Annotated in this window: 26 protein-coding genes and 2 pseudogenes; 12 read left to right on the top strand and 16 right to left on the bottom strand. The window is 71.3% G+C overall.

What is annotated here, in order from left to right:
• Window positions 1–919, top strand: a pseudogene (locus tag I0C86_RS06530) (adenylate/guanylate cyclase domain-containing protein); the annotation flags it as partial.
• Window positions 920–1111: 192 nt separating this feature from the next.
• On the opposite strand, the gene I0C86_RS06525 reads toward I0C86_RS06530, so the two are convergent.
• The 5 genes from I0C86_RS06525 to I0C86_RS06505 form a co-directional block, all read right to left on the bottom strand.
• Window positions 1112–1300 (bottom strand): DUF397 domain-containing protein, encoded by a 189-nt coding sequence (locus I0C86_RS06525; RefSeq protein ID WP_196200297.1) that lies wholly within the window; start codon window positions 1298–1300, stop codon window positions 1112–1114.
• Entirely contained in the window at window positions 1291–2088 is a 798-nt protein-coding gene (locus I0C86_RS06520; protein ID WP_196200296.1) for a helix-turn-helix domain-containing protein, read from the bottom strand. The genes I0C86_RS06525 and I0C86_RS06520 overlap by 10 nt, the downstream gene beginning before the upstream one ends.
• A gap of 695 nt (window positions 2089–2783) precedes the next feature.
• Entirely contained in the window at window positions 2784–3329 is a 546-nt protein-coding gene (locus I0C86_RS06515) for a phospholipase (protein ID WP_196200295.1), read from the bottom strand.
• Between the two features lie 217 nt (window positions 3330–3546).
• Window positions 3547–5241, bottom strand: a complete 1695-nt coding sequence (locus tag I0C86_RS06510; RefSeq protein ID WP_196200294.1) for a glycoside hydrolase family 10 protein — start codon at window positions 5239–5241, stop codon at window positions 3547–3549.
• 159 nt (window positions 5242–5400) lie between these two features.
• Window positions 5401–5643, bottom strand: a complete 243-nt coding sequence (locus I0C86_RS06505) for a hypothetical protein (protein ID WP_196200293.1) — start codon at window positions 5641–5643, stop codon at window positions 5401–5403.
• Window positions 5644–5896: 253 nt separating this feature from the next.
• Here I0C86_RS06505 and I0C86_RS06500 point away from each other — a divergent pair, with 253 nt between their 5' ends.
• A complete protein-coding gene (locus I0C86_RS06500; RefSeq protein WP_196200292.1) occupies window positions 5897–6925 on the top strand; it encodes a potassium channel family protein in 1029 nt (342 codons plus the stop codon).
• A 56-nt stretch (window positions 6926–6981) separates the two neighbouring features.
• Here the strand turns inward: I0C86_RS06500 and I0C86_RS06495 are convergent, their stop codons facing one another.
• Window positions 6982–8016, bottom strand: coding sequence for a 2-oxoacid:ferredoxin oxidoreductase subunit beta (locus I0C86_RS06495; protein ID WP_196200291.1), 1035 nt, complete (start codon window positions 8014–8016; stop codon window positions 6982–6984).
• Window positions 8009–9856 (bottom strand): 2-oxoacid:acceptor oxidoreductase subunit alpha, encoded by a 1848-nt coding sequence (locus I0C86_RS06490; RefSeq protein ID WP_196200290.1) that lies wholly within the window; start codon window positions 9854–9856, stop codon window positions 8009–8011. Before I0C86_RS06490 ends, I0C86_RS06495 begins: the two co-directional genes overlap by 8 nt.
• A 350-nt stretch (window positions 9857–10206) precedes the next feature.
• On the opposite strand from I0C86_RS06490, the gene ndhC reads away from it, so the two are divergent.
• Entirely contained in the window at window positions 10207–10587 is a 381-nt protein-coding gene (gene ndhC, locus I0C86_RS06485) for an NADH-quinone oxidoreductase subunit A (RefSeq protein ID WP_196200289.1), read from the top strand.
• 23 nt (window positions 10588–10610) lie between these two features.
• Here ndhC and folP read toward each other — a convergent pair whose 3' ends face one another.
• Window positions 10611–11480, bottom strand: coding sequence for a dihydropteroate synthase (gene folP / locus I0C86_RS06480; protein WP_196200288.1), 870 nt, complete (start codon window positions 11478–11480; stop codon window positions 10611–10613).
• 171 nt (window positions 11481–11651) lie between these two features.
• Here folP and I0C86_RS06475 point away from each other — a divergent pair.
• The 4 genes and pseudogenes from I0C86_RS06475 to I0C86_RS06460 all read left to right on the top strand — a co-directional run.
• Window positions 11652–12092 (top strand): annotated as a pseudogene (locus tag I0C86_RS06475) (DivIVA domain-containing protein); the annotation flags it as partial.
• A gap of 638 nt (window positions 12093–12730) precedes the next feature.
• The gene (locus I0C86_RS06470; RefSeq protein WP_196200301.1) at window positions 12731–13201 is read left to right on the top strand and encodes an SRPBCC family protein; all 471 of its coding nucleotides are present in this window, start codon (window positions 12731–12733) and stop codon (window positions 13199–13201) included.
• A 72-nt stretch (window positions 13202–13273) separates the two neighbouring features.
• On the top strand, window positions 13274–13864 hold the full coding sequence (locus I0C86_RS06465; protein ID WP_196200287.1) for a DNA-3-methyladenine glycosylase I: 591 nt from the start codon (window positions 13274–13276) through the stop codon (window positions 13862–13864).
• Window positions 13865–13948: 84 nt separating this feature from the next.
• A complete protein-coding gene (locus I0C86_RS06460) occupies window positions 13949–14545 on the top strand; it encodes a hypothetical protein (protein ID WP_196200286.1) in 597 nt (198 codons plus the stop codon).
• Between the two features lie 48 nt (window positions 14546–14593).
• Here I0C86_RS06460 and I0C86_RS06455 read toward each other — a convergent pair whose 3' ends face one another.
• From I0C86_RS06455 to I0C86_RS06440, 4 genes are all read right to left on the bottom strand, one after another.
• Complete coding sequence (locus tag I0C86_RS06455; protein WP_196200285.1) at window positions 14594–15844, bottom strand: DUF1501 domain-containing protein; 1251 nt, start codon at window positions 15842–15844, stop codon at window positions 14594–14596.
• Window positions 15845–15862: 18 nt separating this feature from the next.
• Entirely contained in the window at window positions 15863–17170 is a 1308-nt protein-coding gene (locus I0C86_RS06450) for a DUF1800 domain-containing protein (protein ID WP_196200284.1), read from the bottom strand.
• A 158-nt stretch (window positions 17171–17328) separates the two neighbouring features.
• Window positions 17329–18117 (bottom strand): enoyl-CoA hydratase-related protein, encoded by a 789-nt coding sequence (locus I0C86_RS06445; protein ID WP_196200283.1) that lies wholly within the window; start codon window positions 18115–18117, stop codon window positions 17329–17331.
• Entirely contained in the window at window positions 18114–18938 is an 825-nt protein-coding gene (locus I0C86_RS06440; protein ID WP_196200282.1) for a PaaX family transcriptional regulator, read from the bottom strand. Before I0C86_RS06440 ends, I0C86_RS06445 begins: the two co-directional genes overlap by 4 nt.
• A 38-nt stretch (window positions 18939–18976) precedes the next feature.
• Between I0C86_RS06440 and I0C86_RS06435 the strand changes: the two genes are divergently transcribed.
• The 3 genes from I0C86_RS06435 (at window position 18977) to I0C86_RS06425 (ending at window position 21019) form a co-directional block, all read left to right on the top strand.
• Complete coding sequence (locus tag I0C86_RS06435) at window positions 18977–19117, top strand: hypothetical protein (protein ID WP_196200281.1); 141 nt, start codon at window positions 18977–18979, stop codon at window positions 19115–19117.
• An 11-nt stretch (window positions 19118–19128) separates the two neighbouring features.
• On the top strand, window positions 19129–19296 hold the full coding sequence (locus tag I0C86_RS06430; protein WP_007455245.1) for a DUF3117 domain-containing protein: 168 nt from the start codon (window positions 19129–19131) through the stop codon (window positions 19294–19296).
• A 163-nt stretch (window positions 19297–19459) separates the two neighbouring features.
• The gene (locus I0C86_RS06425; protein WP_196200280.1) at window positions 19460–21019 is read left to right on the top strand and encodes a leucyl aminopeptidase family protein; all 1560 of its coding nucleotides are present in this window, start codon (window positions 19460–19462) and stop codon (window positions 21017–21019) included.
• A 36-nt stretch (window positions 21020–21055) separates the two neighbouring features.
• On the opposite strand, the gene I0C86_RS06420 is transcribed toward I0C86_RS06425, so the two are convergent.
• Window positions 21056–21631 (bottom strand): O-methyltransferase, encoded by a 576-nt coding sequence (locus I0C86_RS06420; protein ID WP_230393668.1) that lies wholly within the window; start codon window positions 21629–21631, stop codon window positions 21056–21058.
• Between the two features lie 365 nt (window positions 21632–21996).
• Between I0C86_RS06420 and I0C86_RS06415 the strand changes: the two genes are divergently transcribed.
• Window positions 21997–23325, top strand: a complete 1329-nt coding sequence (locus tag I0C86_RS06415; protein ID WP_407676271.1) for a S1C family serine protease — start codon at window positions 21997–21999, stop codon at window positions 23323–23325.
• Window positions 23326–23402: 77 nt separating this feature from the next.
• Window positions 23403–23849: a Sec-independent protein translocase family protein gene (locus tag I0C86_RS06410; RefSeq protein WP_196200276.1), complete on the top strand. Its 447-nt coding sequence runs from the start codon at window positions 23403–23405 to the stop codon at window positions 23847–23849.
• Window positions 23850–23967: 118 nt separating this feature from the next.
• On the opposite strand, the gene I0C86_RS06405 is transcribed toward I0C86_RS06410, so the two are convergent.
• The 3 genes from I0C86_RS06405 to I0C86_RS06395 form a co-directional block, all read right to left on the bottom strand.
• Window positions 23968–25107, bottom strand: a complete 1140-nt coding sequence (locus tag I0C86_RS06405; protein ID WP_196200299.1) for an Mrp/NBP35 family ATP-binding protein — start codon at window positions 25105–25107, stop codon at window positions 23968–23970.
• 337 nt (window positions 25108–25444) lie between these two features.
• Window positions 25445–25909 (bottom strand): hypothetical protein, encoded by a 465-nt coding sequence (locus I0C86_RS06400; RefSeq protein WP_196200298.1) that lies wholly within the window; start codon window positions 25907–25909, stop codon window positions 25445–25447.
• Between the two features lie 158 nt (window positions 25910–26067).
• The coding region (locus I0C86_RS06395; protein WP_196200275.1) for an HAD family hydrolase at window positions 26068–26585 on the bottom strand (518 nt) is incomplete at its 5' end.

Here is a 26585-nt window from a genome sequence, read left to right as displayed (position 1 = left end):
CGCCCGGGAGGGGCGGCTCTGGTTGTTCCGGCTCTACGGCCGGATCGCCGAGACCGGCGAGCAGATTCCGGAGGCGGAGCTCGCGGCGGCGTACCACATGCACTCCCAGCATGCCGGCGCGGACGGTGAGTTCGCCGAGGAGTTGCGCTTCTCGCAGCGGGCCGAGTCGGCCGCTCAGCAGGCCGGCGACATCGGTCTGCTGGTCCGGGTCCTCGCCGGCCGGGCCGCACCGCTGATCGACATGGGACGGTTCGCCGAGGCCGAGCGGGTGTGCCGGGAAGTGATCGTCCGGGCCGACGCGGAGGGCGTGGCCGGTGATGCGCTGCTCGCCGTCTACAGCCTGGCCGAGCTGCTGTGGCGCCGGGGAGCGTTGGACGAGGCGGCAGACCTGCTCGGGGCGGCCCGACCGGTGGAGGCGGCCCGGCCCACCGATCGGGGCAAGCGCTCCGTCGACATGCTCCTCGGCATGGTGGCGCTGGCCCGGGGTGACCTGGTCGCCGCCCACGACCACCTGGTCGTCGCCCTCCGGTCGCGGATGAGCTACGGCTACCTCGCCCGAGCCTGCGACACGGTGAACGCGATCGCGGTGCGCTGCGCGGGTGGTGGAGATCCGAGGGCGGCGGCCCGGCTGTTCGGCGCGGCCCAGTTGACCCGTTCGGCGATGCGCTGCACGCCCGGCACCTTCGGGGCGTACTGGATCCAGGAGCAGTCCGCGCTCCGGGCGGTGATCGGGGATACGGCATTCGACACGGCGTACGCCGCCGGTGCGGAACTGACCCTCGAAGAGGCCGCGGCGGTGGCCCTGGAGGTCGACCATCCCGATCTGGCGGACGGTTCGATCCGGTTCGCCAACGTGGAGACTCCGGCCCCGCGTCCGCGCCCCCGGGAACCGCTCGACGCTCCGCACGAGGGCGGCTGAGGAATTCGCGGCGGAACGGAGCGTCGTTCGGTGTGGTGGTGCCCGGGTTCCTCGTGCGCTTCGCGTTGTTCGGGTTAATTCTCGGGTGGTGCACGTCGTGACAACATAGACGTGAGCTATTCCGATGACCCGGGTCGAAGACGGCGATGCTCCCGCACCCCTCCGGGTGCGGGAGCATCGAGGTAGCGGCAATCAGTGTTGCTTGGCGAGGTCCACGAACGAGCGCCACGCCGGGGTGTCGAACGTGAGGACGGGACCACCGGGGTCTTTGCTGTCCCGGACCCCGACCACGTCCGACAGGTTGTCCGCCACCTCTACACAGGCGCCGCCGTTACCGCCGGAGCGGCTCGACTTGCGCCAGCTGGCACCGCTTAAATCCATATCCTTGACACTTCCTTGATCAGCTCGACCGACTGTTTCACGGGAAGGGCGTGATTACGGACGACCTCCCACATTCGAGCTAGTCTAGCAATTTCGCCCGCCTCGTCCACTATCTGAGCTTTGAGTTGATTGTCGGCGTATCCGATGCGTTTGTCGTCCGGCATCTCCGCGATGATGAACTGCCCGGCCAGCCCGAGATACATGCCTGTCGTCGCCGGAACCACCTGGATCTGGATGTGGTCCAGCGCGGCGAGTTCGATGATCCGTTCGACCTGTTCGCGCATCAGCCCGGCCTGGTCGGGCACCGGCCGGTGCAGCACCGCCTCGTCGACGACCGAGATGAGCTGCGGTGGCACCTCCTGATTGAGGATCGCCTGCCGCGCCAGCCGGGAGGCGACGTGCCGTTCGATCTCCTCGGCGGTGAACCGGCCGCCCGCCAGGGTCGCCCGGGCGTACGCCTCGGTCTGCAACAGCCCCGGTACGTAGGCCGGCTCGAACCAGCGCAGCAGCGCCGCTTCCCGTTCGATCTCGAGCCAGTCGCGCAGCCAAATTGGCGCGGTATCGAAGCTGGCGAGTTTAACCAATAGTCGGGTGTACGCCCCGCCGGTCTGAAACGCCTTGTCCACCGCGGCGACGTAATCGCCGGTGGGTGGCCGATGACGTGTTTCCACCGAGCTGACGTGCGTCGGAGAGAATCTGACCCGGTGCGCCCACTCCTCCTGGGTCATGGACCGGGATGTTCGTGCCTCGATCAACTCGTCGACCAGAAGGTCCACCGCAGCGCCCATCTACGCGTCCTCCACTCGAAATGCGTCGGAAACTCCTCAGCCCACTCGCGACTACGCACATCAGAGTTTCGAACTGCGCAAACAGGCCGGTTGTCTAGCGACGATAAGTCTCTCCACACAAGACTGTCATCAGCGGAACCGCTCGGGTCGAGTGGGAAGGGCGGAACCGCCGGGGGGACCGCCCGGGGCGGGCACCACGCGGGCGGCCCCCCCGCTTCCCGGATCACATGGCGAAGAGGGGGTCGCGAAATGAGCTGGCTACGACATACGCCGGATCGGCACCGCCGGGACTGGCGCCGGCTGTGGCGGTACTGCCGGTGTGGTCTCCGGTGGGGGTGCCGGGACTGGGAGGCTGTGGCGGCGTTGGCGCCGTCTCCGTCCCCGTTCCCGTCTGCGTCTCCGGAGGCGCGGCTCGCCGGCGCGCAGGTGCCCCCCGACCGGCCGACTCGCGTGCGGACCAGAAATCAGCGGTACGCCTGGGACGACTCCACCGGCCAGCTTCCGGCCCGGGTCGACCCGGCCACCTCCGCCGGAACGGTCCGGGATCCGAGCGTCGCGTCGTGACTCGATGATCGACGCCTGCCCGGGACTCCGGCCGGAAACCGCGCCTCGACATTATCCGTAACCAGCTTGGGACCGGCGCCGACGGCAACCGGCGCCGGTCCCAAGCGGAAATCAGGAACGCGGTACGGAGGTCAGCGAGCCGCTGCCGCCGCTGCGGCCCGACGCTCGCCGTCGGCCTTGAGCCGCGCCGCCCTGTCCAGGTCGGATTGCGCGACAATCACCGAGCCGAACACCCGTACGGCCTGGTAGTAGGTCCAGGCGAGGCTGTAGCAGGCTGGCCGGACAAAAGTGTTGTACGTCGCGCAGGACCGCCGCAGGTCCTCGTAGAAGGCACTGTCCAGTCGTCCTTTGTTCGGGTCGAACTGGCCGACGGACTTGTAGTTGCGGTAGCCGAAATCGTGCCGGTAGCAGGAGAGTTCGAAGTTGAACCCGAGCGGATTGTCCGGGCTCGACGAGCAGTAGTCGGTGCTCCAGTTGAACCCGTATTCGGCCCACGCACCCTGGTTGGTCCGGGCCGAGTTCCAGGCGTGGTAGCTGCCGGCGCTGGTCTGGGTCCAGCTCGACAGGACGGAGAGCTTCTGCTCCGGGGTGGCGGCGGCGGCGGGCGAGGCGGGACCGAGGATCGCCAGTACGGCGAACGCGCTGGCCGCCAGGATGGGAAGCAGGCGACGGGGCATCGAGTTACCTCCGGTACGAGGGGCGTCCCTCGTGGGGGCGCCCGGGACGGTACGGACTGTCACCGATCGGATGATCTAGATGCATGACAGTCTGGAGGAATCGTCGCCCGCCGATCTCTACGCAACCTTTATTTTCGTTGACAGGCGCCAGAACGGGCGAAAGCTCCGGGGTTCCGAACCCCCGGAGCATCCGCCTGTCAGGTGCGGTCGGCCCAGGTCAGCGGAGGACGAACCACGGGAGGCTGGGCTGGCTCTCGTTGGCCAGCCGGTCGAGCGCGGTCACGTAGTAGCTGTACCGCCGGCCGGGCTCGGCGCTGTCATCCAGGTAGGACTGCGTCGATCGGCCGGTCGCCCGGACGGTGCCGACCAGATGTCCGGCGTCGGCGAAGCCACACCTGCCGGGCACGGTCAGCCCGTCGAACCGGTAGATCGCGTACGACGTCGCGGTGCCGAACGGGCCGAGCCCGCCGGCCGGATGCCACCAGCGCAGCTCGATCCCGTCGTCCTGCCGGCCGGCGCCGGCCAGTACCGGGAACAGCAGGGGCTTTGCCGGCAGGTGCGGCATGGTCGGGATCAGGGCGGGCCTGGAGTAGTGCGCGGCGGCGTAGAGGTCGGTGGCGCCGAGCCGGTTGGCCCGGACCTGGACCGCGCTGAAGTGCACGTTCCCCGCCACCTGCGGGTAGTCCCGGTTGAAGGTCAGGTGCCGGGACATCTCGGCCGGGTCCTGCCACGGCGCCGGCTGGGCCGGGTCGGCAATCTTGTAGTCCGCCTGGCCGATGTAGAGCTGCACCCGGGTGCCGGCCACCACCTCCGACCACCAGGGCACCAGCTTGGCGTAGTCGGCCACCGTGAACCCGATGTTCCAGTAGACCTGCGGCACGATGTAGTCGATCCACTCCTCCTTGACCCACTTTCGGGTGTCGGCGAAGTTGGCGTCGTACGACTGGGTGCCGTTGGTCTGCGAGCCGAGCGGGTCGGCGGCGGCGTTACGCCAGATGCCGAACGGGCTGACCCCGAACTTCACCCACGGCTTGACCGCCTTGATCCGCTGGCCCATCTCCCGGACCAGCAGGTCGATGTTGTTCCGCCGCCAGTCCGCCCTGCTGGCGAAGCCGGCCCCGTACCGCTCGAAGGTGGCCTGGTCGGCGAAGTCCTGCCCGGCCGCCGGGTACGGGTAGAAGTAGTCGTCGAAGTGCACGCCGTCGATGTCGTACCGCTCGACCGCGTCCAGCATGGCGGTCTGGACGAACTGGCGTACCTCGGGGATGCCCGGGTTGTAGTAGAGCCGCGAGCCGGCCGCGTTGACCGGGTAGGCGACGGCCCAGCCCGGGTTGGTCCGGGCCGGATGCCCCGGTGCCAGCTTGTCGACGTCGGCACCGGCGCCGTCCGGCATGGAGATCCGGTACGGGTTGAACCAGGCGTGGAATTCGAGGTTGCGCCGGTGCGACTCGGCGACCAGGTAGGCCAGCGGGTCCCAGCCCGGATCCTGTCCGCGTACCCCGGTCAGGTACTCCGACCACGGCTCGTGCGGGGACGGCCAGAACGCGTCGGCGGTCGGCCGAACCTGCACGATCACGGCGTTGTGGTGGAGCCGCTCGGCCAGGTCGAGCCACCCGGCGTACTCGGCCTTCTGCGCGGCGATCCGGTCCGGTGCGGTGTAGGACGCCTTGGTCGGCCAGTCGATGTTGACCACGCTGGCGATCCACATGGCCCGGAGCTGCCGCTTGGGTGTCGCGGGGTCGGTCGAGCAACCGGCGGTGCCGACGGTGAGGGGTCCGGCAGCGGCGGTGTCAGCAATTCGCGTGGCGGCGGTGTCAGCTGTTGGCGCGGCGGTCGCGGGCGCGGCGACGGCGACGAGCGAGCCGAGCAGCGCCACGGCCAGCCCGGCGGCTCTGAGCCGATGTGGCTTCATTCGGTGCGTCCCTTCGTTGGGCTCCCGGTGACGGGTGGGCACGGCGGCCCCGCCCTCGGCGGTTTGTGCCGATGCGTTTATGCCGCTAGAAGGAAATTTTCACACCGTTCGTCTCGGGCGCAAGACCTCAGTGGATCCCGGACCGACGACGGACGACCGTCAATCGCGGCCCCGCAGCGCGGTGACCCGAACCAGTGCCTCGATCCGGCCCTGCGCCGCCCCCTGGCGGTCGAGCTGTTCACCGACGATCCAGACCCACTCGTCCTGGTAGTAGTGCGAGATCTCGTGCAGGACCCGCTCGACCCGCAACCGGAGCGGACGACCGCCGTATCGCCAGTCTTCCCCGTCGAGCTGAAGTACTGTCCCGATGGCCAGGTCGGGAACTGTGGGCAGCGTGGTCACGGCACCTCCAGGCGGCGTGGGAGATGTGGTGGGCGCGGGGATCGGCCGGGTATGACCGCATCTGACGTCACAGAGTGCATATCTGGCGGTACCCAGCGCAATCTATCTAACCAAAATTTCACCCGTATGCATGGCAAGCCGGAAAGTCGCACCACCCGACGGGACCCGATCCGGGACGGGTGCGAACCCGATGGAATGATCCGGGCTATGTTGTGGGCGTGCGGGCGGGGGCGGCGATGAGGCAGGGCGCGTCGTGATCCACTTTCCCGCCGTACGCCGGGGACCGCTACGGGCGTTGAGCGTTCGGCTGGGCGCGGCGCTCGGCCTCGTGCTGCTGATCGTCACCGTGGTCTACCTCGACCGGGACGGCTACCGTGACGTCAACGAGGACGGGCTGACCCTGCTCGACTCCTTCTACTACTCGGTGGTCTCCCTCTCGACCACCGGATACGGCGACATCACGCCGGTGACGAGAGGCGCCCGGCTGGTCAACGTGCTCGTTGTCACCCCGGCCCGGGTGCTGTTCCTGATCATCCTGGTCGGCACCACCCTGGAAGTCCTGACCGAGCAGTACCGCACCAGCCTCCGCTTGACGCGGTGGAGGAGGACCGTGAAGGACCACGTCATCATCTGCGGTTACGGCACCAAGGGCCGTAGCGCCATCTCCGCACTGCTCGAAACCGGCTACGACAAGCAGCGGATCATCGTCGTCGAACGCGGTTCCGCTGCGGTCCGACAGGCCACCTCGGCCGGACTGGTGGTGGTCGAGGGGAACGCCACCCGATCGTCGGTGCTGAACGAGGCACACGTCAAGAACGCGAAATCGGTCATCATCGCGACCGACAGCGACGAGGTCTCGGTGCTGGTCACCCTGACCGTACGCCAGCTCACCGCCGGGCAGGTCCGGATCATCGCCGCCGCCCGGGAGGCGGAGAACGCCCCGCTGCTCCGGCAGAGCGGGGCGCACCACGTCATCGTCTCGTCGGCGACCGCGGGTCGTCTGCTCGGCGTCTCCACCTCGGCCCCGCCGCTGATCGACGTGGTGGAGGACCTGCTGACCCCGGGGCAGGGCATGGCGCTGGCGATGCGCTCGGCCAGCCGGGACGAGGTCGGCGTCTCGCCACGGAAGTTGGAGGCGCTGGTCATCGCCCTGGTCCGGCGGGGCAAGGTGGTCTCACTGGCGGACCAGGCCGCGACCGCGATCGAGACCGGCGACATGCTGGTGTACGTCCGGGACGACCGGCCCAGCTCCGGGAACGGGCACTCCGAACACAACCGCTGACCGGCGTTCGCCGGTCAGCGGTTGTGTTCAGTTCGGTTCGGTTCGGTTCGGTTCGGTTAGAGGATCGTCCAGGTGTCGCCGCTGCTCAGCAGGCCGGCGAGCTGCTCCTCCGGCGTACCTGTCGCCTTCTCCCGGGCCGAGGCGACCTGGGTCTGGACGATGCTGTCGTAGGAGGGACGACGCACGTCCCGGAAGATCCCGATCGGCGTGTTCCGCAGGTCGAAGCCGGGCAGCCGGGAGAGCGCGAAGGCGTACGCCGGCTCGTCCACCGTCGCGTCGTGCACGACGATCTCGTCCGCCGGTACGGCGGCCGTCTCCCGTACCTCCAGCCCGAACGCGCCCGGCGGGTGTACGACACAGAACTGGCCGTCCTTGCCGAACGTGATCGGCTGGCCGTGCTCCAACCGGATCAGGTAGTCGTCCCGGGTGCCCGGGTCCTTCAACTCGTCGAACGCGCCGTCGTTGAAGATGTTGCAGTTCTGGTAGATCTCCACGAACGCCGACCCCTCGTGCTCGGCGGCGGCGCGGAGCACCGACTGCAGGTGCTTGCGGTCCGAGTCGATGGTCCGGGCCACGAAGGTCGCCTCGGCGCCCAGGGCCAGGGACAGCGGGTTGAACGGCGAGTCCGCCGAGCCGACCGGGGTCGACTTGGTGACCTTGCCAACCTCGGACGTCGGGGAGTACTGCCCCTTGGTCAGCCCGTAGATCCGGTTGTTGAAGAGCAGGATCTTGAGGTTGACGTTCCGCCGCAGCGCGTGGATCAGGTGGTTGCCGCCGATCGACAGCGCGTCACCGTCACCGGTCACCACCCAGACCGACAGGTCCGGACGGGACACCGACAACCCGGTGGCGATCGCCGGCGCCCGGCCGTGGATCGAGTGCATCCCGTACGTGTTCATGTAGTACGGGAACCGGGACGAGCAGCCGATGCCGGAGACGAAGACCGTCCGCTCCCGGGGAATCTGCAACTCGGGCATGAACGACTGGACCGCGGCCAGGATCGCGTAGTCCCCGCAGCCGGGGCACCAGCGCACCTCCTGGTCGGACTTGAAGTCCTTCGTGGTGAGCTTGACGGCGACGGGCTCAGGCATTCTTCACGACCTCCTCCAGCATGCTCTCCAGCTCGGTGGAGGTGAACGGCAGTCCCCGGACCTGGTTGTATGCAATCGCGTCGACCAGGTAGCGGGCCCGGATCACGTGGGCCAACTGACCGAGGTTCATCTCCGGGATCACCACCCGCTCGTAGCGACCCAGCACCTCGCCGAGGTTGGCCGGCAGCGGAGCCAGGTGCCGCAGATGCGCCTGGGCCACCGGCAGGCCGCGCTGGCGCAGCGCACGGCAGGCCGCGCCGATCGGCCCGTACGTCGAACCCCAGCCGAGCACGAGCACCCGGGCGTCCGAGTCGGGATCCTCCACCTCGACGTCCGGCACCCTGATCGCCTCGATCCGGGCCGCCCGGGTCCGGACCATGAAGTCGTGGTTCGCCGGGTCGTACGAGATGTCACCGGTCTTGTCGGCCTTCTCCAGGCCGCCGATCCGGTGCTCCAGGCCCGCCGTGCCGGGGATCGCCCACGGCCGGGCCAGCGTCTCCGGGTCGCGCAGGTAGGGAAGGAACGTCTTGCCGTCCTCGCCGTTCGGCTCGGTCGCGAACTCCACCCGCAGGTCCGGCAGCGAGTCCACGTCCGGCAGCAGCCACGGCTCGGAGCCGTTGGCCACGTAGTTGTCGGACAGCAGGATCACCGGGGTCCGGTGGGTCAGCGCGATCCGGGCCGCTTCGAGGGCGGCGAAGAAGCAGTCGGACGGCGAGCGGGGCGCGATCACCGCGATCGGCGCCTCGCCGTGCCGGCCGTACAGCGCCATGTTGAGGTCGGCCTGCTCGGTCTTGGTCGGCATGCCGGTGGACGGTCCCGCCCGCTGCACGTCGACGATCACCAGCGGCAGCTCCAGCGCCACGGCGAGAGAGATCGTCTCGCCCTTCAGCGCCACACCGGGGCCGGAGGTGGTGGTGACGCCGAGCGCCCCGCCGTACGACGCGCCGAGCGCCGCCCCGATGGCCGCGATCTCGTCCTCGGCCTGCATCGTGGTGACGCCGAACCGCTTGTGCTTGCTCAGCTCGTGCAGGATGTCCGAGGCCGGGGTGATCGGATAGGCACCCAGGAACACCGGCAGCCCGGACCGGACCCCGGCGGCGACCAGGCCCAGCGAGAGCGCGGCGTTGCCGGTGATGTTCCGGTAGGTGCCCGGGTTCATCTTGGCCGGCTTGACCTCGTAGCGGACCCCGAAGTCCTCGGTCGTCTCGCCGAAGTTCCAGCCCGCCTTGAACGCCGCCGTGTTCGCCGCGACCAGTTCCGGACGGGCCGCGAACTTGCGCTCAAGGAACCGGATCGTCGAGGCGTACGGCCGGGAGTACATCCAGGAGAGCAGGCCGAGCGCGAACATGTTCTTGGCCCGCTCGGCGTCCTTCTTCGAGACGTCGTGCTCGGCCAGCGCCCGTACGGTCATCGAGGTGAGCGCGACCGGGTGCAGCGCGTAGCCGTCCAGTGAACCGTCGTCGAGCGGACTGGCCTGGTAACCCACCTTGGCGAGGTTGCGCTTGGTGAACTCGTCGGTGTTCACGATGATGTCGGCGCCGCGCGGCAGGTCGGCCAGGTTGGCCTTCAGCGCGGCCGGGTTCATCGCGACCAGGACGTTCGGTGCGTCGCCGGGGGTCAGGATGTCGTAGTCCGCGAAGTGCACCTGGAAGCTCGACACCCCGGGCAGGGTGCCGGCGGGGGCGCGGATCTCCGCGGGGAAGTTGGGTAGCGTCGAGATGTCGTTGCCCAGTTGAGCGGTCTCCGAGGTGAATCGGTCGCCGGTGAGCTGCATGCCGTCACCGGAGTCGCCGGCGAACCGGATGACCACCCGATCCAGTTGTTGGACCTGCTTGCTCACAGCTGCACCTCGTTTCGCTCAGCCCGCTGGGACAGGCTGAGCTCAGGGGTGACCTCGCCTTGCTCGGCCACGTGTCCTCCTTGTGCGCCGGTGGCGGGTTGGCGGTGGTGAGGGGCCGGGCCCGCTCCAGTCCTTCATTGCAGAGCCTACGTCGATCGTTAGGTGATCCTTGCCCAAGGTCCGTCGTATGGGACGCTGTGATGGGAGTATTAGCGTGCTTTCGCCCCACCCGGAAACCAGTGTCGTTATCCAGATCACCGAACTTCCGACGCCGGGTTCTGCGGGGCGGAAACCGCACCGGGAATCCGCAGGAGCCCGACGCGGCCCAGGGGGCCGGTAAGCTGCCGGGCATGACCGGATACCTGGGGTCGTACGCGACGCTGGGGTTGCTGCTGCTCGCCAGCGTACTGGTCTTCGTCGGGGCGTTCTCCGCCAACCGGGTACTCCGCCCCGCCCGCCCCGCCGACCCGGTCGGCAAGCGGACCAGCTACGAGTGCGGACTCGATCCGGTCGGCAGCGACTGGGCGCAGATGCAGATCCGCTACTACGTCTACGCCTACCTGTACGTCCTCTTCGCGGTCGAGGCGGTGTTCCTGTTTCCCTGGGCCGTGGTCTTCGACCGGCCCGGCTTCGGCGTCACCACGGTCGTCGAGATGGCCGTCTTCGTCGGGGTGCTCGCCCTCGGCATCCTCTACGCCTGGCGCAAGAACATCCTCCGCTGGACCCAGTGACGCCGATCTGACTCGGCCGACGGTCAGGCCAGCCCGCGCCGGGACACGGCCGGCGGCCGGTCGCCCCGGATCGACGCGACCATGTCGAGCAGGCGTCGGGTCGGCCGTACCTGGTGGGCCCGGAACACCCGGGCACCCAGCCAGGCGGACACCGCGGTCGCCCCGAGGGTGCCCTCCAGCCGCTGGTCGACCGGCAGGTCAAGGGTCTCTCCGATGAAATCCTTGTTGGACAGGGCCACCAGCACGGGCCAGCCGCTGTCGGACAGCTCGGTCAGCCGTCGGGTGATCTCCAGGGAGTGCCGGGTGTTCTTGCCGAAGTCGTGCGCGGGATCGATCAGGATTCCGTCGGGGCGTACCCCGAGCCGGACCGCCCGCTCGGCGAGCCCGGTCACGGTCTCGACGACGTCGGCCACCACGTCGTCGAACGCCGCCCGGTGCGGACGGGTCCGCGGGGTCAACCCGCCGGCGTGCGAGCAGACCAGACCCACCCCGGTCGCGGCGGCGACCTCGGCGAGCGCGGGGTCGGCACCGGACCAGGTGTCGTTGAGCAGGTCCGCTCCGGCGGCGACCGCCTCGACCGCGACCTCGGCCCGCCAGGTGTCGATCGAGATCACCACCTCGGGGAAGGCGGCCCGGACCGCGGCGATGGTGTCCACGGTGCGCCGGATCTCCTCCGGTACGTCGACCTCGCTGCCGGGCCCCGCCTTCACGCCGCCGATGTCGATGATCTCCGCGCCCTCGGCCACGGCCTGTTCGACGGCGCGCAGCGCGCTGTCGGCGGCGAAGGTCATGCCGCGATCGAAGAACGAGTCCGGGGTGCGGTTCACGATCGCCATCACCGTGAGGTCCCCGGGCGCGAACGTGCGTCGCCCCAGCCGAAGCGCGTTCGCCATCCGGTCCTCCTGTCGAGTTTCTCAGCGCTGCTGACGCTAGTCGGCGACGGACGGTGGTACCGGCCAGGGCGGCCCGTCGATGTCCCGGGTGGCGGGCCGGGTTCACGTCCGGCGAATATTCAGCGGGGTGGCGGGGTCGCCTCGCCCGCCTCGCCATGCCACCATCGGCGGATGGGTCAGGTTCTGCTCCTCTTGGTCGTGGCGTTGACCGTCGCGGCGGTGGTCTTCGGCGTAACGGTGCTGGTTACCGGCTCTGATCAAGGGCTGGGCACCGTCGAACCCGATGCTCGGGCGGTGCCCCTGCCCGGCAACCGGCCGTTACTGGAGACCGACGTGGGGCAGGTCCGGTTCGACACGGCCGTCCGGGGTTACCGGATGGGCCAGGTTGACCAGGCGCTGCGCCGGACGGCGTACGACATCGGGTACAAGGACGAGTTGATCGGGGTCCTCCAGGCGGAGGTCACCGCCCTGCGTGAGGGGCGGCTCCCGGACGCCGAGGCGCTGCGCCGGGCCCGTGAGGCCGCCCTCGCGCCGGCCGGAGTGTCGGCGGGCTCGCCGGCCACCGGCACCCGGGCCCTCGGAGCGGATCCCGAACCGGTGGACGACGGGGCGACCGGCGGCTCCCGACGGGGCGAACCGTCGGCCTCCTCCTCCGCTCCCTCCTCCTTCGCCACCACTGACACCGCCGTCGTCGCCGGGTCCGCCCCCGCCGCACCCGGTCCGCTCGAGTTCGACCGTGTCGGGGACGAGCAGGCGGACGAGGACGGCGACCCGGCAGCGGCGACCCGACCGGTCCGGGCCGGCGGATCGGTGATCGAGGCCGAGGACGGTGAGCTGGCGGCGCCGACCCGGGTGGTGCGACCGGATGCCGGCGCGGCCGGATCGGAGACGGCAGCGACCGGAGAGGCCACCGAGGCCGGGGCCGAGGCCGAGGACGACACCGCGACGGTGCTGACCCGGCCCAAGCAGGCATCCGGGGCGACGGGGCGGACCGGGGCGACGGCGGAGGACGGGACCGGCAACGAGGACGCTCCGACGAAGCCGGTCCGGCGGCCGGCGCAGGCGTCCGGGCCAGCGGAGCCGACCGGACCGCCGGAGCAGTCGGAGCGAAAGTGAGCGCCACGGGGCCGAGCGCCCCAGGTGCCTCGGGCGCCTCAGATGAGCCGGGCGCCCCAGGGGTCTCGAACGGCCCTGCCGCACCAGGCGCCCCGGGCGGCTCAGGGGGCGCGGATCCGGACGGGGCGGAGGGACTGCGGGCGGCGGCCCAGCCGGGTGCCGGTGAGGTCACCGCGACCGTCATCGTCGCCGCCCCGGCGCCCCGGGTGTTCGCCGCCCTGACCGCCTGGGAGCGCCAGGGCGACTGGATCCCCTTCACCCGGGTCCGGCTGGTCGAGGGCGACGGTGGTGAGGGCAGCCTCGTCGAGGCGGTCACCACGGTCGGGCCGGCCGTGCTCCGCGACGAGATGCGGGTCGTCCGGATGGACCCGCCGTACGAGGTACGGGTGGTGCACTGCGGGCGCCTGTTGCGCGGCCCCGGGGTGCTGCGCTGTACCCAGATGGACCAGGACCGGACCCAGGTGGTCTGGCACGAGTGGTTCCACCTGCCCGGCGGTCCGGCCGCCCGGCTGGCCTGGCCGGTGCTCTGGCCCGGCTCCAAGGTCGGTCTCACCCAGGCGCTGAAGCGGTTCGCCCGGCTGGTGGAGCAGGGCCGGCTGCCCTGAGCGGGTCCCTACCGCCGGCCCGGACGACTGCTCGGCGGCAGGTTGTCGGCCGCCTGACCTACCGTTGACGCCGTGACTGATCTGGTGACCGGCGTCGACGGCCTGGCCCGCTGTGGCTGGGGCGCCAGCACGCCCGACTATGCCGCGTACCACGACGAGGAGTGGGGCACGCCGCTGCACGGCGACGACGCCCTCTACGAGCGGCTGAGCCTGGAAGCGTTCCAGTCCGGGCTCTCCTGGCTCACCATCCTGCGGAAACGACCGGCTTTCCGGACCGCCTTCCACGGGTTCCAGCTGGCGACCGTCGCCCGGTACGACGACGCGGACATCGCCCGGCTGATGAACGACGTCGGGATCGTCCGGAACCGGGCCAAGATCGAGGCGGCGATCGCGAACGCCCGGGCCGCACTGGATCTTCCCGACGGACTGGCGACGATGCTCTGGTCCTTCGCCCCCGCAGCCCGGCCGAACCGGCCACGGTCCTTCGCCTCGGTGCCGGCCATCACCGCCGAGTCGACCGCGATGGCGAAGGCGCTCAAGAAGCGCGGCTTCCGTTTCGTCGGCCCCACCACCGCCTACGCGCTGATGCAGGCCACCGGAATGGTGGACGACCACCTCGACGGTTGCCACGTGAAGCCGCCGGCCGCCGCCGTGATGGGATAACCGGATGACGCAGTCGGATGAGTGGGCCACCCGGCTCGGCGGGCAGGAGTCGCGGGGCGGGGCGGAGCGCGGCGGAGTGCCGGCATGAGCGAGGCTGGTCCGGCCGGAGCGTGGGCGGTGGTCATCCCCGGCGAGCGGTACGAGGCCGAGCGGCTGTTCCACCACGGCACCCTGGAGCTGACCGGCCTGGGCGGCGGCGTCCGGCCCGGTCCGGGCGACCCCGTGCTGGTCGTACGCGACGAGCAGCCGCCCTCCGTGGTGGCGCTCGGCAGGGTCGTGGCGGCCGACGGGATCGAGGAGACGGATCCGGACGATCCGCAGTCCGGGCCGGACGAGGGCGGCGCGCTCGCGGTGGCGTACACCCGGCAGGTGTTCGACGCGCCGGTGCCGGCCGACCGGCTCGCCCTCGACGGCCCGGTGACCCGGATCGACCCGGCGGTCTACCACGAACTGGCCGGCCAGGTCGGACCGGCGCCGGATCCCCGGAAGTGGCTGGTCAGCCTGGACATGCCCATCGAGGCGGCCTCGCCGGCCGAGGCGGTCCGGCTGTTCTGGGCGTACGTGCGGGACCTGGGGCCACGGGAGCTGCCCGCCTTCGTCGCCCCGGTCGACGACGAACTCGCGATGCAGGCGTTCGTGCTCGGCGCCGAGGCCAACCAGGATCCCGAAGAGGAAGACTGAGCGGTCTCCGGCCGGTTCCGGCCCGCCCCGTCGTCCGAGGGCGACGAGTCAGGTCAGTACGCCGGGCAGCCGGCCCGGCCAGTGGCCCAGCACCTGGTCCGGGTCGGTGTCGAGGACCCGTTCCAGCAGCGTCGCGTAGACGTCCCGGAAGTCGGTGGTGAAGCGCAGGTCGCCGTCGTCCAGCTCGGTCAGGTTGGGCGCTTCCCCGTAGAGGCCGCCGCGCACCCCCGTACCCATCAGGAAGACGTCCGAGGCCGTGCCGTGGTCGGTGCCGTCCGAGGCGTTGGCCCGGACCCGCCGGCCGAACTCGGAGTAGACCGCCACCACCACCTTGCGGCCGGCGTCGCTGCGGGCCATCCGGTCGAGGAAGCCCGACAGCGCCCGGTCCACCTGCCCGAGCAGTACGGCCTGGAGCTGCTTCTCGTCGGCGTGGGTGTCGAAGCCGCCCAGCGAGACCGAGAAGACCCGGCTCGACACGCCCACCTCGACACACTGCGCGACCAGGTCCAGTTGGGCCTGGAGTGAACTACGCGCCCCGCCGGTGGCGGTCGCGCCCGGCTGTTCCTCGGCGTCGGCGTTCTCGGCCTCCTCCGCCGCCGCGGCCTCGCGTACCTCGGTGATCATCTTGTCCACGGCGCGCAGGTCGGCGAAGCAGGCCGCCGCCCGGGCCTGGCCGGCCGGTTCGCCCGACTCCGCCGCCGCGAGCGAGGCCAGCGTCTTGTCGGCGAACGGGCGGCGGGCCTGCCGCCCGGTGACCGGTACGGCCGCTCCGGCGCTGCGGGCACCGGCCAGCAGCGGCGGCAGTGTCGGCTCGAAGGACACCGCGAGCCTGGGGTCCCCGCCCGCCCCGTCCAGCCAGCGACCGAGCCAGCCGGTGTGCTCCGGACGATCGGGTCGGGCGGTCTGCCAGATGTCCATCGAGCGGAAATGACTGCGGTCAGGTGTCGGATAGCCGACACCCCGGACGATCGCGAGCCGGCCGGCGGTGAACAGCCCGTGCAGCCCGGTCAGCGCCGGGTTCAGCCCGACCCGGTCGTCCAGCCGCTTGACCTCCTCGGCCGAGTACGCCAGCTCGGGGCGGGCGTCGTGATAGGCCGGATCGGCGTACGGGACGACGGTGTTGAGGCCGTCGTTGCCGCCGTACAGGGTGACCAGAACCAGCGTACGGCTGTCCTGGTCGCGGTCGCCGGCCGTGTCGAACAGGTCGGACAGGCCGTACGCCGTGGCGCCGGCCGCGAGCGCGCCCGCTCCCGTGACGCCGCTGGCGATCAGGAATTTCCGCCGGGTCAGGATGTCCATTCGTTCGTCGCCTCCCGGTCAGCAGACGGTGTACTCGGGGCTGATCAACCCGCCGGCGAGCAGTCGCTCCGGGTTGTCGGCCAGTGCGGTCAGGGCGGTACGGGTACGGGCGGTCCAGCGGTCCACCACGAGCAGCCGGGCCAGCGCGTCCGGGCGTCCGGCCCGGGGCGCGGCGGAGAGTCCCTGGAGGACGGCCGGTGCCGCCGCCCCGGCGAGCAGGGTGGCCAGGCGCATCCGGGCCTGCAACGACGACGTGGTCAGCCACGCCTCGCCGGCCGGCCAGCCGCCGACACTCGGCGGGCGCAGTGGTACCTGGTCCATCCCGGCCAGCCGGTTGGACAGCTCCCGGCGTTCCTTCTCGGCCAGCCTGCCGGGCCGGACCCCGAGCTGGCGCATTGCGCCGACGATCCACTCCACCGGCTGTTTGACCAGTTGGCCGCGGGTCTGGGCGAAGGCCGGAGAGGTGAAGATCGCCCGCAGCGTGCCGGTGGTGGTGCCGTCGGTGGCGGCGGCCAACGAGTCCGGCGGGGCGGTGTCCTCGCTGCCGAACCGGAACCAGAGCCGGGCGGCGACGAAGGCACCGGCCTCGGGCCGGGCGGCCAGCAGCCGGGCGTACGAGTCGGCGTCGAACGCGGCGGTCTGCCCGAGGATCGTCTTCTCGCCGGGATCGTGCCGGCGGGGCACGAACCTGGCCTTCGCCGTATCCCGGTCGACCTGCCAGCCGGTCAGCGCCCGCGCTCCGGCCTTGACGTCCGCCTCGGTGTAGTTGCCGATGCCGAGGGTGAACAGCTCCATCAGCTCCCGGGCCAGGTTCTCGTTCGGGGCGGCCCGGGTGTTCTTCTGGCCGTCCAACCACAGGATCAGGGCCGGGTCCCGGACCATCGCCCGGACCAGCGGCTCGAACCGGCCCCGGCCCTGGGCCCGGAAGGTGTCGAGCTGACCGAGCATGAGCTGGGCGGATTTGACCTTGCGGACGCTGGTCGCCCAGTGCCCGTGCCAGAAGAAGACCAGCTTCTCGGTCAACTGGTGGTCGGCGGCGACCATCCGGTCCAGCCACCAGTCCGCCAGCCGCCGGGCCTGCGCGGCCCGTTCCCGCTGTGCCTGCTGGCGCTGCTCCCGGCTGGGCTTCTTGTCGAGGCCGGCGAAGGGGTCGGCGCCGAGCCGGGGTGCCGGGGTGGCCGCCGCACCGGCGTCACGCCCGGTCGGTGCGAGCAGTCTGTCCAGCGTCGCCGCCACCCCGTCCCGTTCGGCCGCGTCCACCTCGGCGGCCGTGGGCCCGAGGGTGGCGCGGCGCAGCAGGTGTGCGACGGCATCCCGATCGACCATGCCGCGAACCATAGGACACCGATGTACGAGGCTCGTAAAGATCAGGATCGGGGCGGGTCAGCCCCCGATCCCGGCCTGGGTCCTGCCTTCCGGTCAGCTCCGGTCCTCGGCCCTGCCTTCCGGTCAGCTCCGGTCCTCGGTCCTGCCGGGTGACCCGGTCAGCGGCCCTCGAACGCCGCCCGGCGCTTGGCCACGAACGCGGCGGTGGCGGCCCGGTGGTCGGCGGTGGCGCCACAGATCGCCTGAGCCTGAGCCTCGGCGGCCAACGCCTCCGACAGGGTGCCCGCGTCGCCGACCGAGAGCTGCCGCTTGATGGCCCCGTACGCCACCGTCGGCCCCGCCGCGAGTCGGACGGCCAGCTCCTGCGCGGTGGAAAGCACCAGTTCGTCGTCCACCAACCGGTTGAGCAGGCCGAGTCGGTGCGCCTCGTCGGCGCCGACCGGCTCGGCGAGCATCAGCAGCTCGACCGCCTTGGCGTGGCCGACGAGGCGGGGCAGCGACCAGGACGCGCCCGTGTCGCCGGCCAGGCCGACCTTGGCGAAGGCGAGCAGGAAGCTCGTACCGGGGCCGCCGATCCGGAAGTCGGCGAGGAAGGCCAGCGACGCGCCGGCTCCGGCGGCCATCCCGCGTACCGCCGCGACCACCGGTTTGGGCAGGCTGGCCAGCCGGGCCGCGATCGGGTTGTAGTGGGTCCGGACGGTACCCAGCGGATCGGTGTTGCCGGCCTCCAGCGTCGCCGCGTGTTCCCGGAGGTCCTGACCGGTGCAGAAGGCCGCTCCGGCACCGGCGAGCACCACCGCCCGGCAGGACCGGTCCTGCTCCAGTTCGGCGAGGGTGTCGCGGAGCGCCTCCTTCAGCGAGACGTCCAGCGCGTTCATCGCGGCGGGCCGGTTGAGGGTCAGCGTCACCACCGAATCGGAGCGGTCGATGAGCAACGATTCGGTCACGGTCGTGGACCCTTCTGTCGGGCGATCCGGCTGGAACTGTCGAGGCACTGCTCGACGAATCGATCGGCGGCCGGCCGGAGCCGGGCGGCGTGCCGGTCGAAGAACGCCGCCGCGCTGGTCCCCGGCCACCGCTCGGGCAGCAGTGCGGGGGGCAGTTGCGGGTCCCGGAACAGGAAGGTACGCCATGCGTGCACCAGTCTGAACCGGGCGGCGTACGCGTCCTCGTCGCAGCTGCGTACGGTCACCGAGGCGAGCAGTGGGCGCTGGCCGGAGACGAATTCCTGGTACGCGTTGGCGATCTCGTCGAGGTCCCAGGCCCGTCGGACCACCCCCATCGCCCCGGGAGTGCCGGCGGCGTGTGCGGCGGTGAACCGTTCGTACCGCACTCCGGCCTCGGTGAGCAGGCCGTCGACGTCCTCGCCGGGGCGGGTGGCGACCCAGTTCTGGTCGTCGAGCATGCCGTAACCGAGGTAGCTCAGGTTGGCGGCGAGTCGCTGACGGTCACGCCGATTTGTCGCTGTTTCGAGCACGATCATGTCGAACCGCCCGTCCCACCCGATTTTGGTGGTTCGGTAGATTCTGGCAGCGGCGTCGTCCAACCTCCGGGCGGCTCTTGGAGTGAGCAGATAACCGGGTCCGGAGTTGAGTCGGAGCGGGTGCAGCCAACCCTGACGAACCATCCGCGAAACCGCCGTACGGACCGCCGGTGCGGCGATCCCCAGCGGGGAGAGTAGTTTGACCAGCGCGGAAACCGGTGCGCGACCGCCCCGGGAACGGAGGTAGTCGCCATACAGGTCGAAGAGTGCCGACCGTGCCTGCATGACCGCACATTGTGACACCCCTTCTCAAGATATGCTAGATGCTGTTACATCAGTGCTGGTTCGGTTTGGGTCCGGCGGTGTTCATCAGGGAAAATCGTTGGTCGGCACCGCGGCCCTTGAGCGCGGTGATGCTGACCAAATGGATGTGGGGCAACCCACCGACCCTGGTGAAGGTCTGAGGGGAGACAACATGGCGGCGATGAAGCCGCGGACGGGCGACGGTCCGCTGGAAGTCACCAAGGAGGGCCGGGGCATCGTCATGCGGGTTCCGCTGGAGGGTGGTGGCCGGCTCGTCGTCGAGATGACTCCCGACGAGGCCAACGCGCTCGGTGACGCGCTGAAGGCCGCCGCCGGCTAAGAGAAACGACGACCCCGCCGGGTGTCCACGTGGCACCCGGCGGAGTCCATCAGCCCTGGGCCACCGGCAACTGTCGGTGGCCCAGGGTCGTGATGCCCGGTTCCGGGGTACGGCCGCGCGGTCGCCCTGTCCTGATCCACCATCGTCTGGAGGTAGCGTCGGCGTGCTGTCGATCCGTCTGGTTGTCGATCCCGCCGTGGGCGACACCCTGGTGCTGCCGGTCAGGCCCACCGAAGGGCCGGTTCAGCCCGCTGACGGGGCCACCCAGCCCGCTGACGGGGCCACCCAGCCCGCCGAAGGGCCGGTCCACTCCGCTGGCGAGGCGGCGGGCACGCTCGTACCCACCTGGTTGGACCTGCCCGCCGAACTGACCGCCGAGGCGACCGCGCTGCTGCCGTACCTCGATCAGCCCGGCGCGGCGGGCGCGGTGCACCGGTCGATCCGGCCGCTGCTCACCCCCACCCGGCTACTGCTGGCCGGGGTGGGCGACGGCGACGAGGCCGGCTGGCGTTCCGCCGGGGCGGGTGTCGCCCGAGCCGCCGCACATGAGAGTTCGATCACTATAGCGATGCCGGTCGATGCCGATCCGGCGGTCGTACGCGGGCTCGCCGAAGGGCTCTGGTTGGCGTCGTACCGGTTCCGGATGGCCGCCTCGGACGACGGCCCCGCCGGCCCGCCCGCGCTCGCCGAGGTGCTGCTCGCGGTCGCCGACCCGGAGCCCTACCGGGCGGCCCTCGACACCGCCCGGGCGGTCGCCGAGTCGACCCGGTTCGCCAGGGATCTCACGAACACGCCGTCGTCACGCAAGACACCCGCCTGGTTCGCCGACCAGGTGGTCGCGGCGGCAGCCGGGCACGCCGGACTGACCGTCGACGTCCGGGAGCCGGACCGGCTCACCGCCGAGGGGTTCGGCGGGATCCTCGCCGTCGGTGGCGGCTCGGCCCAGGAACCCCGACTGGTCGAGCTGAGCTGGCAGCCCGCCGACGCGCGGACCCACGTGGTGCTGGTCGGCAAGGGCATCACCTTCGACACCGGCGGCATCTCGATCAAGCCGCGGGACGCCATGAAGCTGATGCGCAAGGACATGGGCGGGGCGGCCGCGGTGATCGCGGCCACCGTCGGCGCCGCCGCGCTCGGCCTTCCGGTCCGGGTAACCGCACTCGCTCCGCTCGCCGAGAACATGGCGAGCGGCTCGGCGTACCGGCCGGGCGACGTGGTCCGGCACTACGGGGGCCTGACCAGTGAGAGCACCAACACCGACGCCGAGGGCCGGCTGGTGCTCGCCGACGCGCTCGCGTACGCCGTGGACCGGCTGGAGCCGGATCTGCTGATCGACCTGGCCACCCTCACCGGAGCCAACTCGGTCGCGCTCGGCAAGCGGACCGCCGCGCTCTACAGCGACAATGACGAACTCGCCGACGCGGTGCTGGCGGCGGCCGGAGCCGCCGGTGAGCGGGCCTGGCGGATGCCGTTGCCGGTGGACTACACGGAGTACCTCGGCAGCGAGATCGCCGATCTGTACAGCGCACCGACCCAGGGCGCCGGATCCGTCGTCGCCGCCCTGTACCTGCGCGAGTTCACCGGCGACCTACGCGACCGCTGGCTGCACCTGGACATGTCGGCGCCGTCCTGGGCGGACGGAAACGACGGCGAACTCGTCAAGGGTGCGACCGGCTGGGGCGTACGCACACTGCTGCGCTGGCTGGCCACCCAGCCCGGGTAGCGCCGGCCACCGGAGCGCAGCCGCCCCGGCGTCCGGTCAGCGCTTGACGGCGGCCAGCAGACCCTCGCCGGTGGGCAGCAGCGCGGGGATCCAGTCCTCCGACTCGCGGATCGCCTTGGCCACCTCCCGCACGGTCACCGTCTCGACGTCCCGCGCCGCCGGGTCGCCGATCCGGCCGGCGGCCAGTGCGCCGTGCAGCGCGAGCACGCCGCCGGGCCGCAGCAGCCGGGTCGCCGCCTCGACACAGGCGCTGTACTCGGCCACCGCCGAGTCAACGAAGATCAGGTCGTAGACCCCGTCGGCGAGCCGCGGCAACACATCCAGCGCCCGGCCGGTGATGATCCGGGTACGCCCCGAGGCGAAGCCCGCCTCCTGGAAGATCCGCCGGGCGATCCGCTGGTGCTCGGTCTCCACGTCGATCGTGGTGAGGATGCCGTCGGCGCGCATCCCGCGCAGCAGCCAGAGGCCGCTCACCCCGGTTCCGGTGCCGATCTCCACCACCGCCCGCGCGCTGCCGGCGGCGGCAAGCAACCGCAGCGTCGCACCGGTTCCGGGGGTGACCGCGGCGAGACCGACCTCGGTGGCCAGGCTTCGAGCGGTGCGCAGAACCAGATCCTCGGCGACGTACGCTTCGGCGAACTGGAGTGCTTGGGCGGTCGTCGTGCTGACTGACCGGGCGACCGTGGCGATGGGGCACCTCCGGGCGGCAGGGATGGCGGGGGCGACGAGTCTGGGTACGGCGCTTGGTAGGACTGCGGAAAAGTGGACCGGGGCGGGGGTTGCGGGTATGAGCCTAAGGGTGGCGGTACGTGATCGGCAGTCGCGTGCCCCCGACGGCGACGATGCCTCGGGCAACCGATGACCGGTATTCGGCCATCCGTGCGATCCTGGATGTGGAACCCGGACGCTGCGGCCGGAAGCGGTCGCTCGCGCCCGCGCGGCGCCCGGCTTCAGGGACGGACTGGGAGGCAGCGAACGTGACGGACGGCTGGAACTGGCGCCAGCCCGATGGGAGTGCGACGCAGGGGTATCCCCTGTCGCCCGTGCCCCCGACAGTCGGCGCGCGGGCGGTGCCCGCAGGCGCACCGGACCCGGCATCGTCCCCATGGTGGTCCGACGCGCTGCACGACCCGTGGCGCAACCCGGGGACTCCGGCGGCGGTCGTGGTGCAGGCGTCGCCGGGTTCGACGGCCGCGGCCTCGCCCGAGCCGGTCACCGACCCGGACGCCGCCGGACGCCGGGGCCTGGCCCCGATGTTCCTGGTCTCGCTCGTCACCGCGCTGTTGGCCGGCGCGCTCGGCGGGGCACTCGGATACGCCTTGGCGGTACGGGGCGGCGTCGACGGGGTGACCCCGCTCGGTTCGGCCGGCGCGGAGCCGCCGGCCTCGGCCCGACGACCGCCCGAGTCGCTGGCCGGCGTCGCGGAGCGGCTGCTGCCGAGCGTCGTCACGGTACGGGTCAGCGGGAACGGCGGGGTCGGGCTCGGCTCGGGATTCGTCGTCACCCAGGACGGTTACGTGATCACCAATGACCACGTGGTCGGTACCGGTTCGGACACCGCGACGGTCGAGTTCAACGACGGCTCCGTGGCCCCGGCCGAGGTGGTCGGCAAGGACCCCGAGGCGGACATCGCCGTCATCAAGGTGGCCCGGACGGGTCTGAAGCCGATCGAGTTCGGCGACTCCGAGGCCGTCGCGGTCGGTGACCCGGTGCTCGCCTTCGGCACACCCCTGTCCCTGGCCAACACGGTCACCTCGGGCATCGTCAGTGCGCTGGACCGGACGTTCCGCAACGGCGAGCCCGGCGGGCAGGTGCGCTACTACGCGGCTATCCAGACCGACGCGGCGGTCAACCGGGGCAACTCCGGCGGCCCGCTGGTCGACGGGGCCGGTCGGGTGATCGGGGTGAACTCGGTGATCCAGACGCCGGCCGTCGACGAGGAGACGGCCGGCAACGTGGGCCTGGCCTTCGCGATTCCGATCAACCAGGCCAAGCGGCTCGCGCAGGAGATCATCGACACCGGAAAGGCGCGCCGGACCGTGATCGGCGCCGGGGTCGGCGGTACCCGCTCGGGCGGGTCGGGCGGAGTCCGGCTCTCCTCGGTCGAGCCGGCCGGACCCGCCGCCGAAGCCGGGCTCCGGGCCGGTGACATCGTGCTCAAGCTCGACGGCAAGCCACTGGAGGAGCCGAGCGACCTGATCGCGCTGGTCCGCAAGTACGCACCCGGCTCGGTGGTGAGCCTCGAGTACCGGCGCGGCTCAGAACGCCAGTCGGCCTCGGTGACCCTCGCCGCGGATGCCAAGTAGCCTGCCGCTCCCCCTCCCGTCGGCCATGGTGACGTGCGTACTCTTGCTGGTGCCAGGGGCGGCATGAGGAGGCAGGCGTGTTCGAGAACCTGAACTGGTGGGAGATCGGTGCGCTGCTGCTGGTCGCTCTGCTGATCTTCGGTGACCGGCTCCCGCAGGTGATCAGCGACGGGCTCCGGATGCTGCGCAACCTGCGGAACATGGCCAGGAACGCCACCGGTGACCTGAGCCGCGAACTGGGCACCGACATCCAACTCGAGGACCTGCACCCGAAGGCGTTCATCCGCAAGCATCTGCTGAGCGAGGAAGACGAGCAGGCGATCCGTAAGCCCCTTCAGGGGGCGTACGACAAGCTGCGCTCCGATCTGACCGACGTACACCGCGAGATCGACGACGTGGCCTCGGCGGCGGACATCAGGTCGTCGGGCGGTTCGACGGGTGCTGCCGGCGCTGCCTCGACAACGGGTTCCGGCACCGAGGTGGTGGCCCCGCAGCGGCGCAGTTTCGACATCGACGCCACCTGAGCGTCAGCCCTTCCGGCTGGTGACCCGGAGATCACCGGCCGAGGGTCGGCTCCCGCCCTCGGCCGTCGCCCACCGTCGGCCGCTCAGCGGCTCCCGGTCGTCCACCGCGTTCGGTCGGTCAGCGGCCGACGGGGCGTAGGCCGAGCGACTTGCCGAGCAGCGTTTCGCGCCGGACCGCGAGCCGGTCCGCGACCGCGGCCAGCGCCTGGGCGGCGGGTGCCTCCGGGTCGGCCAGGACGATCGGGTCACCCGCGTCGCCCGCCTCCCGGACCCGGGGGTCGAGCGGGATCTGGCCCAGCAGCGGCACCGGAGCACCGATGATCTTGGTCAGCGAGTCGGCGACCATCGCGCCGCCACCGGATCCGAAGACCTCCATCCGGGAGCCGTCCGGCAGGTCCAGCCACGACATGTTCTCCACCACGCCGACCAGCCGCTGGTGGGTCTGCAGGGCGATGCCCCCGGCCCGCTCGGCCACCTCCGCTGCCGCGGTCTGTGGTGTGGTCACCACCAGGATCTCCGCGTTGGGCAGCAGTTGGGCCAGCGAGATGGCCACGTCGCCGGTGCCCGGCGGCAGATCCAGCAGCAGCACGTCCAGGTCGCCCCAGTAGACGTCGGCGAGGAACTGCTGCAACGCCCGGTGCAGCATCGGTCCCCGCCAGACGATCGCCCCGTTGCCGTCGATGAACATGCCGATCGAGATCACCTTCACGCCGTGTGCCTGGGGCGGCATGATCATGTCTTCGACCCGGGTCGGCCGGGCGGTGGTGCCGAGCATCCGGGGAACCGAGTGCCCGTAGATGTCCGCGTCCACGACCCCCACCGACAGCCCCTTGGCGGCAAGTGCCGCGGCCAGGTTGACCGTCACGCTGGACTTGCCGACGCCGCCCTTGCCGCTGGCCACCGCGTAGACCCGGGTACGCGAACCGGGCTGGGCGAACGGGATCACCGGCTCCTGCGTCGTCGGCCCGCCACCGCGCAGCCGGGACTGTAGGGACTGCCGTTGCTCCGGGCTCATCACGCCGAACTGGATGGTCACCCCGGTCACGCCGGGTACCGCGCCGACCGCCCGGGTGATGTCGGACCGGAGCTTGTCCTTGAGCGGACAACCGGCGACCGTGAGCAGCAGTTCCACCCGTACGGTGCCGTCCGGGCCGAGCACGGCGGAGCGCACCATGCCGAGGTCGGTGATCGGCCGCCGGATCTCGGGATCGTCGACGGTGGCCAGCGCGGCGTGGATCGCCTCGTCGGCGGCGGTCATCGGCGGGGCCTCGCGGTCGACGGCGGATGCGGCAGCGTCATGGCCGGGGACGGCGGGAGCAGACATGTCCGCAATGCTACGTCGCCGGGCGATCCGACCAGCCAGCCATACCTGGTCATGGGGTGTGAGCGAATCGGCATCGGCTGGTGGGGACAAGTCGGTGCTTCGGCGACGGATGGTGAAATTGCCGATTTGACGGGTAGACGCCGTACCCGGCCGGGTGCGACGATCGTTGAGACTCGCCGCGCGCCTAGCCCCTTGAGGCGCGCGGCGCTTTTTGTCGGTGTGGCACGCCAAATCGGGTCTGTGTCCGCTTCGCCGGCCCGGACCCCTGCCGTCAGCGGCGGCGTACCCGGTGCAGCCGGAACGGCTTGCGGGTCTGCCGGACGGCGGTGGTTTCCCGGGGCGGGGCGGCGAGGGAGCCGTCGGGCAGCGTCGTACCGGCCGCCGTCGGCGCGCCGCCCGGGGTCAGCCGGGTGAGTGCGCACGCGGACGCCCAGCGCCCCGCCAACTCGGCCGGGCTTCCGGAGGCGTTGAGCCGCTTGGCGGCCACCTGGGGTGCCACCGTCGTCCACTCCTCGCTGTCCGGCACCACCCGGCGAACCTCGGCCGGCCAGCTGACGATCCGTCCGCCGTGGTCGCCGCGCAGCGTCACCAACGCGGTACGGGCCTCGGCGAGGCCGGGCACGGACTGCTCGCCGGGACCGCTCACGACGTACAGGCCGCCGTCGAGCGGTACGCACCACAGCGCGAGGGCCGGTTGTTCCTCGACCGCCACCCATGCCACGGCGGCCTTCTTCATCGCCTCGGTCACCAGCGGTGACACGCCACGGTCGTCCACCTCGTCGGTCACATCCCGAATACTGCCGCACCCGGCACCGGCCCGGTACCCGCACCCGGCCGAGCCGCCGTTAGGAAGGGCCCCTTCTTATGCAAAAAGCGATAAGAAGGGGCCCTTCCTTACCAGCGGGGGGCGTCCAGGAGGGCGGGGAGCTGGGTGAGCGAGGTCAGGGCGGGACCGGTCCAGTCGGGCTCGCCGTCGAAGACGAGGTGGCCGTCGAGGTCGGCCGCGGCCAGTCGGACCGCGCTCATCCCGGCCCGGACCGCGCCGGTGAGTTCCCGGCTGCCGCCGTCGCCGACGTACAGGCAGTCGACCGGGGCCACGCCCAGCCGCCGGCAGGCGGCCAGGTAGATCGCCGGGTCGGGTTTGCAGCGGCCGACCTGCACCGAGAAGACCCGTACGTCGAGCAGCGGCGCGACCGGCAGGTGTGGCAGGAAGGCGGGCAGTTCGTGGGTACAGTCACTGATCAGTGCGGTACGCGCGCCCCGGTGCCGTAGCGCACGCAGCACCGCCACCGCCTCGGGGCGCAGCCGGGTGTCCGCCCGAACCGCCTCGATCCTGGCGGCGACCGCGGCCCGGAGACCGGCGGCGGACGGTCGACCCCCGGCCTGCTCACCGACCCAGCGCAGGGTGTCGG

This window comes from Plantactinospora alkalitolerans, assembly GCF_015690345.1.
Taxonomy (GTDB): Bacteria; Actinomycetota; Actinomycetes; order Mycobacteriales; family Micromonosporaceae; genus Plantactinospora; species Plantactinospora alkalitolerans.
Note: the sequence above shows the minus strand (reverse complement) of the source record. Positions and strands in the feature narration are given on the sequence as shown.

Excerpts from the sequence above, each read along its gene's own strand:
- I0C86_RS06525 (WP_196200297.1), bottom strand. The coding sequence starts at position 1,300 with ATGGATTTAAGCGGTGCCAGCTGGCGCAAGTCGAGCCGCTCCGGCGGT.
- I0C86_RS06520 (WP_196200296.1), bottom strand. The coding sequence starts at position 2,088 with ATGGGCGCTGCGGTGGACCTTCTGGTCGACGAGTTGATCGAGGCACGA.
- I0C86_RS06515 (WP_196200295.1), bottom strand. The coding sequence starts at position 3,329 with ATGCCCCGTCGCCTGCTTCCCATCCTGGCGGCCAGCGCGTTCGCCGTA.
- I0C86_RS06510 (WP_196200294.1), bottom strand. The coding sequence starts at position 5,241 with ATGAAGCCACATCGGCTCAGAGCCGCCGGGCTGGCCGTGGCGCTGCTC.
- I0C86_RS06495 (WP_196200291.1), bottom strand. The coding sequence starts at position 8,016 with ATGCCTGAGCCCGTCGCCGTCAAGCTCACCACGAAGGACTTCAAGTCC.
- ndhC (WP_196200289.1), top strand. The coding sequence starts at position 10,207 with ATGACCGGATACCTGGGGTCGTACGCGACGCTGGGGTTGCTGCTGCTC.
- folP (WP_196200288.1), bottom strand. The coding sequence starts at position 11,480 with ATGGCGAACGCGCTTCGGCTGGGGCGACGCACGTTCGCGCCCGGGGAC.
- I0C86_RS06460 (WP_196200286.1), top strand. The coding sequence starts at position 13,949 with ATGAGCGAGGCTGGTCCGGCCGGAGCGTGGGCGGTGGTCATCCCCGGC.
- I0C86_RS06455 (WP_196200285.1), bottom strand. The coding sequence starts at position 15,844 with ATGGACATCCTGACCCGGCGGAAATTCCTGATCGCCAGCGGCGTCACG.
- I0C86_RS06450 (WP_196200284.1), bottom strand. The coding sequence starts at position 17,170 with ATGGTCGATCGGGATGCCGTCGCACACCTGCTGCGCCGCGCCACCCTC.
- I0C86_RS06440 (WP_196200282.1), bottom strand. The coding sequence starts at position 18,938 with ATGCAGGCACGGTCGGCACTCTTCGACCTGTATGGCGACTACCTCCGT.
- I0C86_RS06435 (WP_196200281.1), top strand. The coding sequence starts at position 18,977 with ATGCTGTTACATCAGTGCTGGTTCGGTTTGGGTCCGGCGGTGTTCATC.
- I0C86_RS06430 (WP_007455245.1), top strand. The coding sequence starts at position 19,129 with ATGGCGGCGATGAAGCCGCGGACGGGCGACGGTCCGCTGGAAGTCACC.
- I0C86_RS06405 (WP_196200299.1), bottom strand. The coding sequence starts at position 25,107 with ATGACCGCCGCCGACGAGGCGATCCACGCCGCGCTGGCCACCGTCGAC.
- I0C86_RS06400 (WP_196200298.1), bottom strand. The coding sequence starts at position 25,909 with ATGAAGAAGGCCGCCGTGGCATGGGTGGCGGTCGAGGAACAACCGGCC.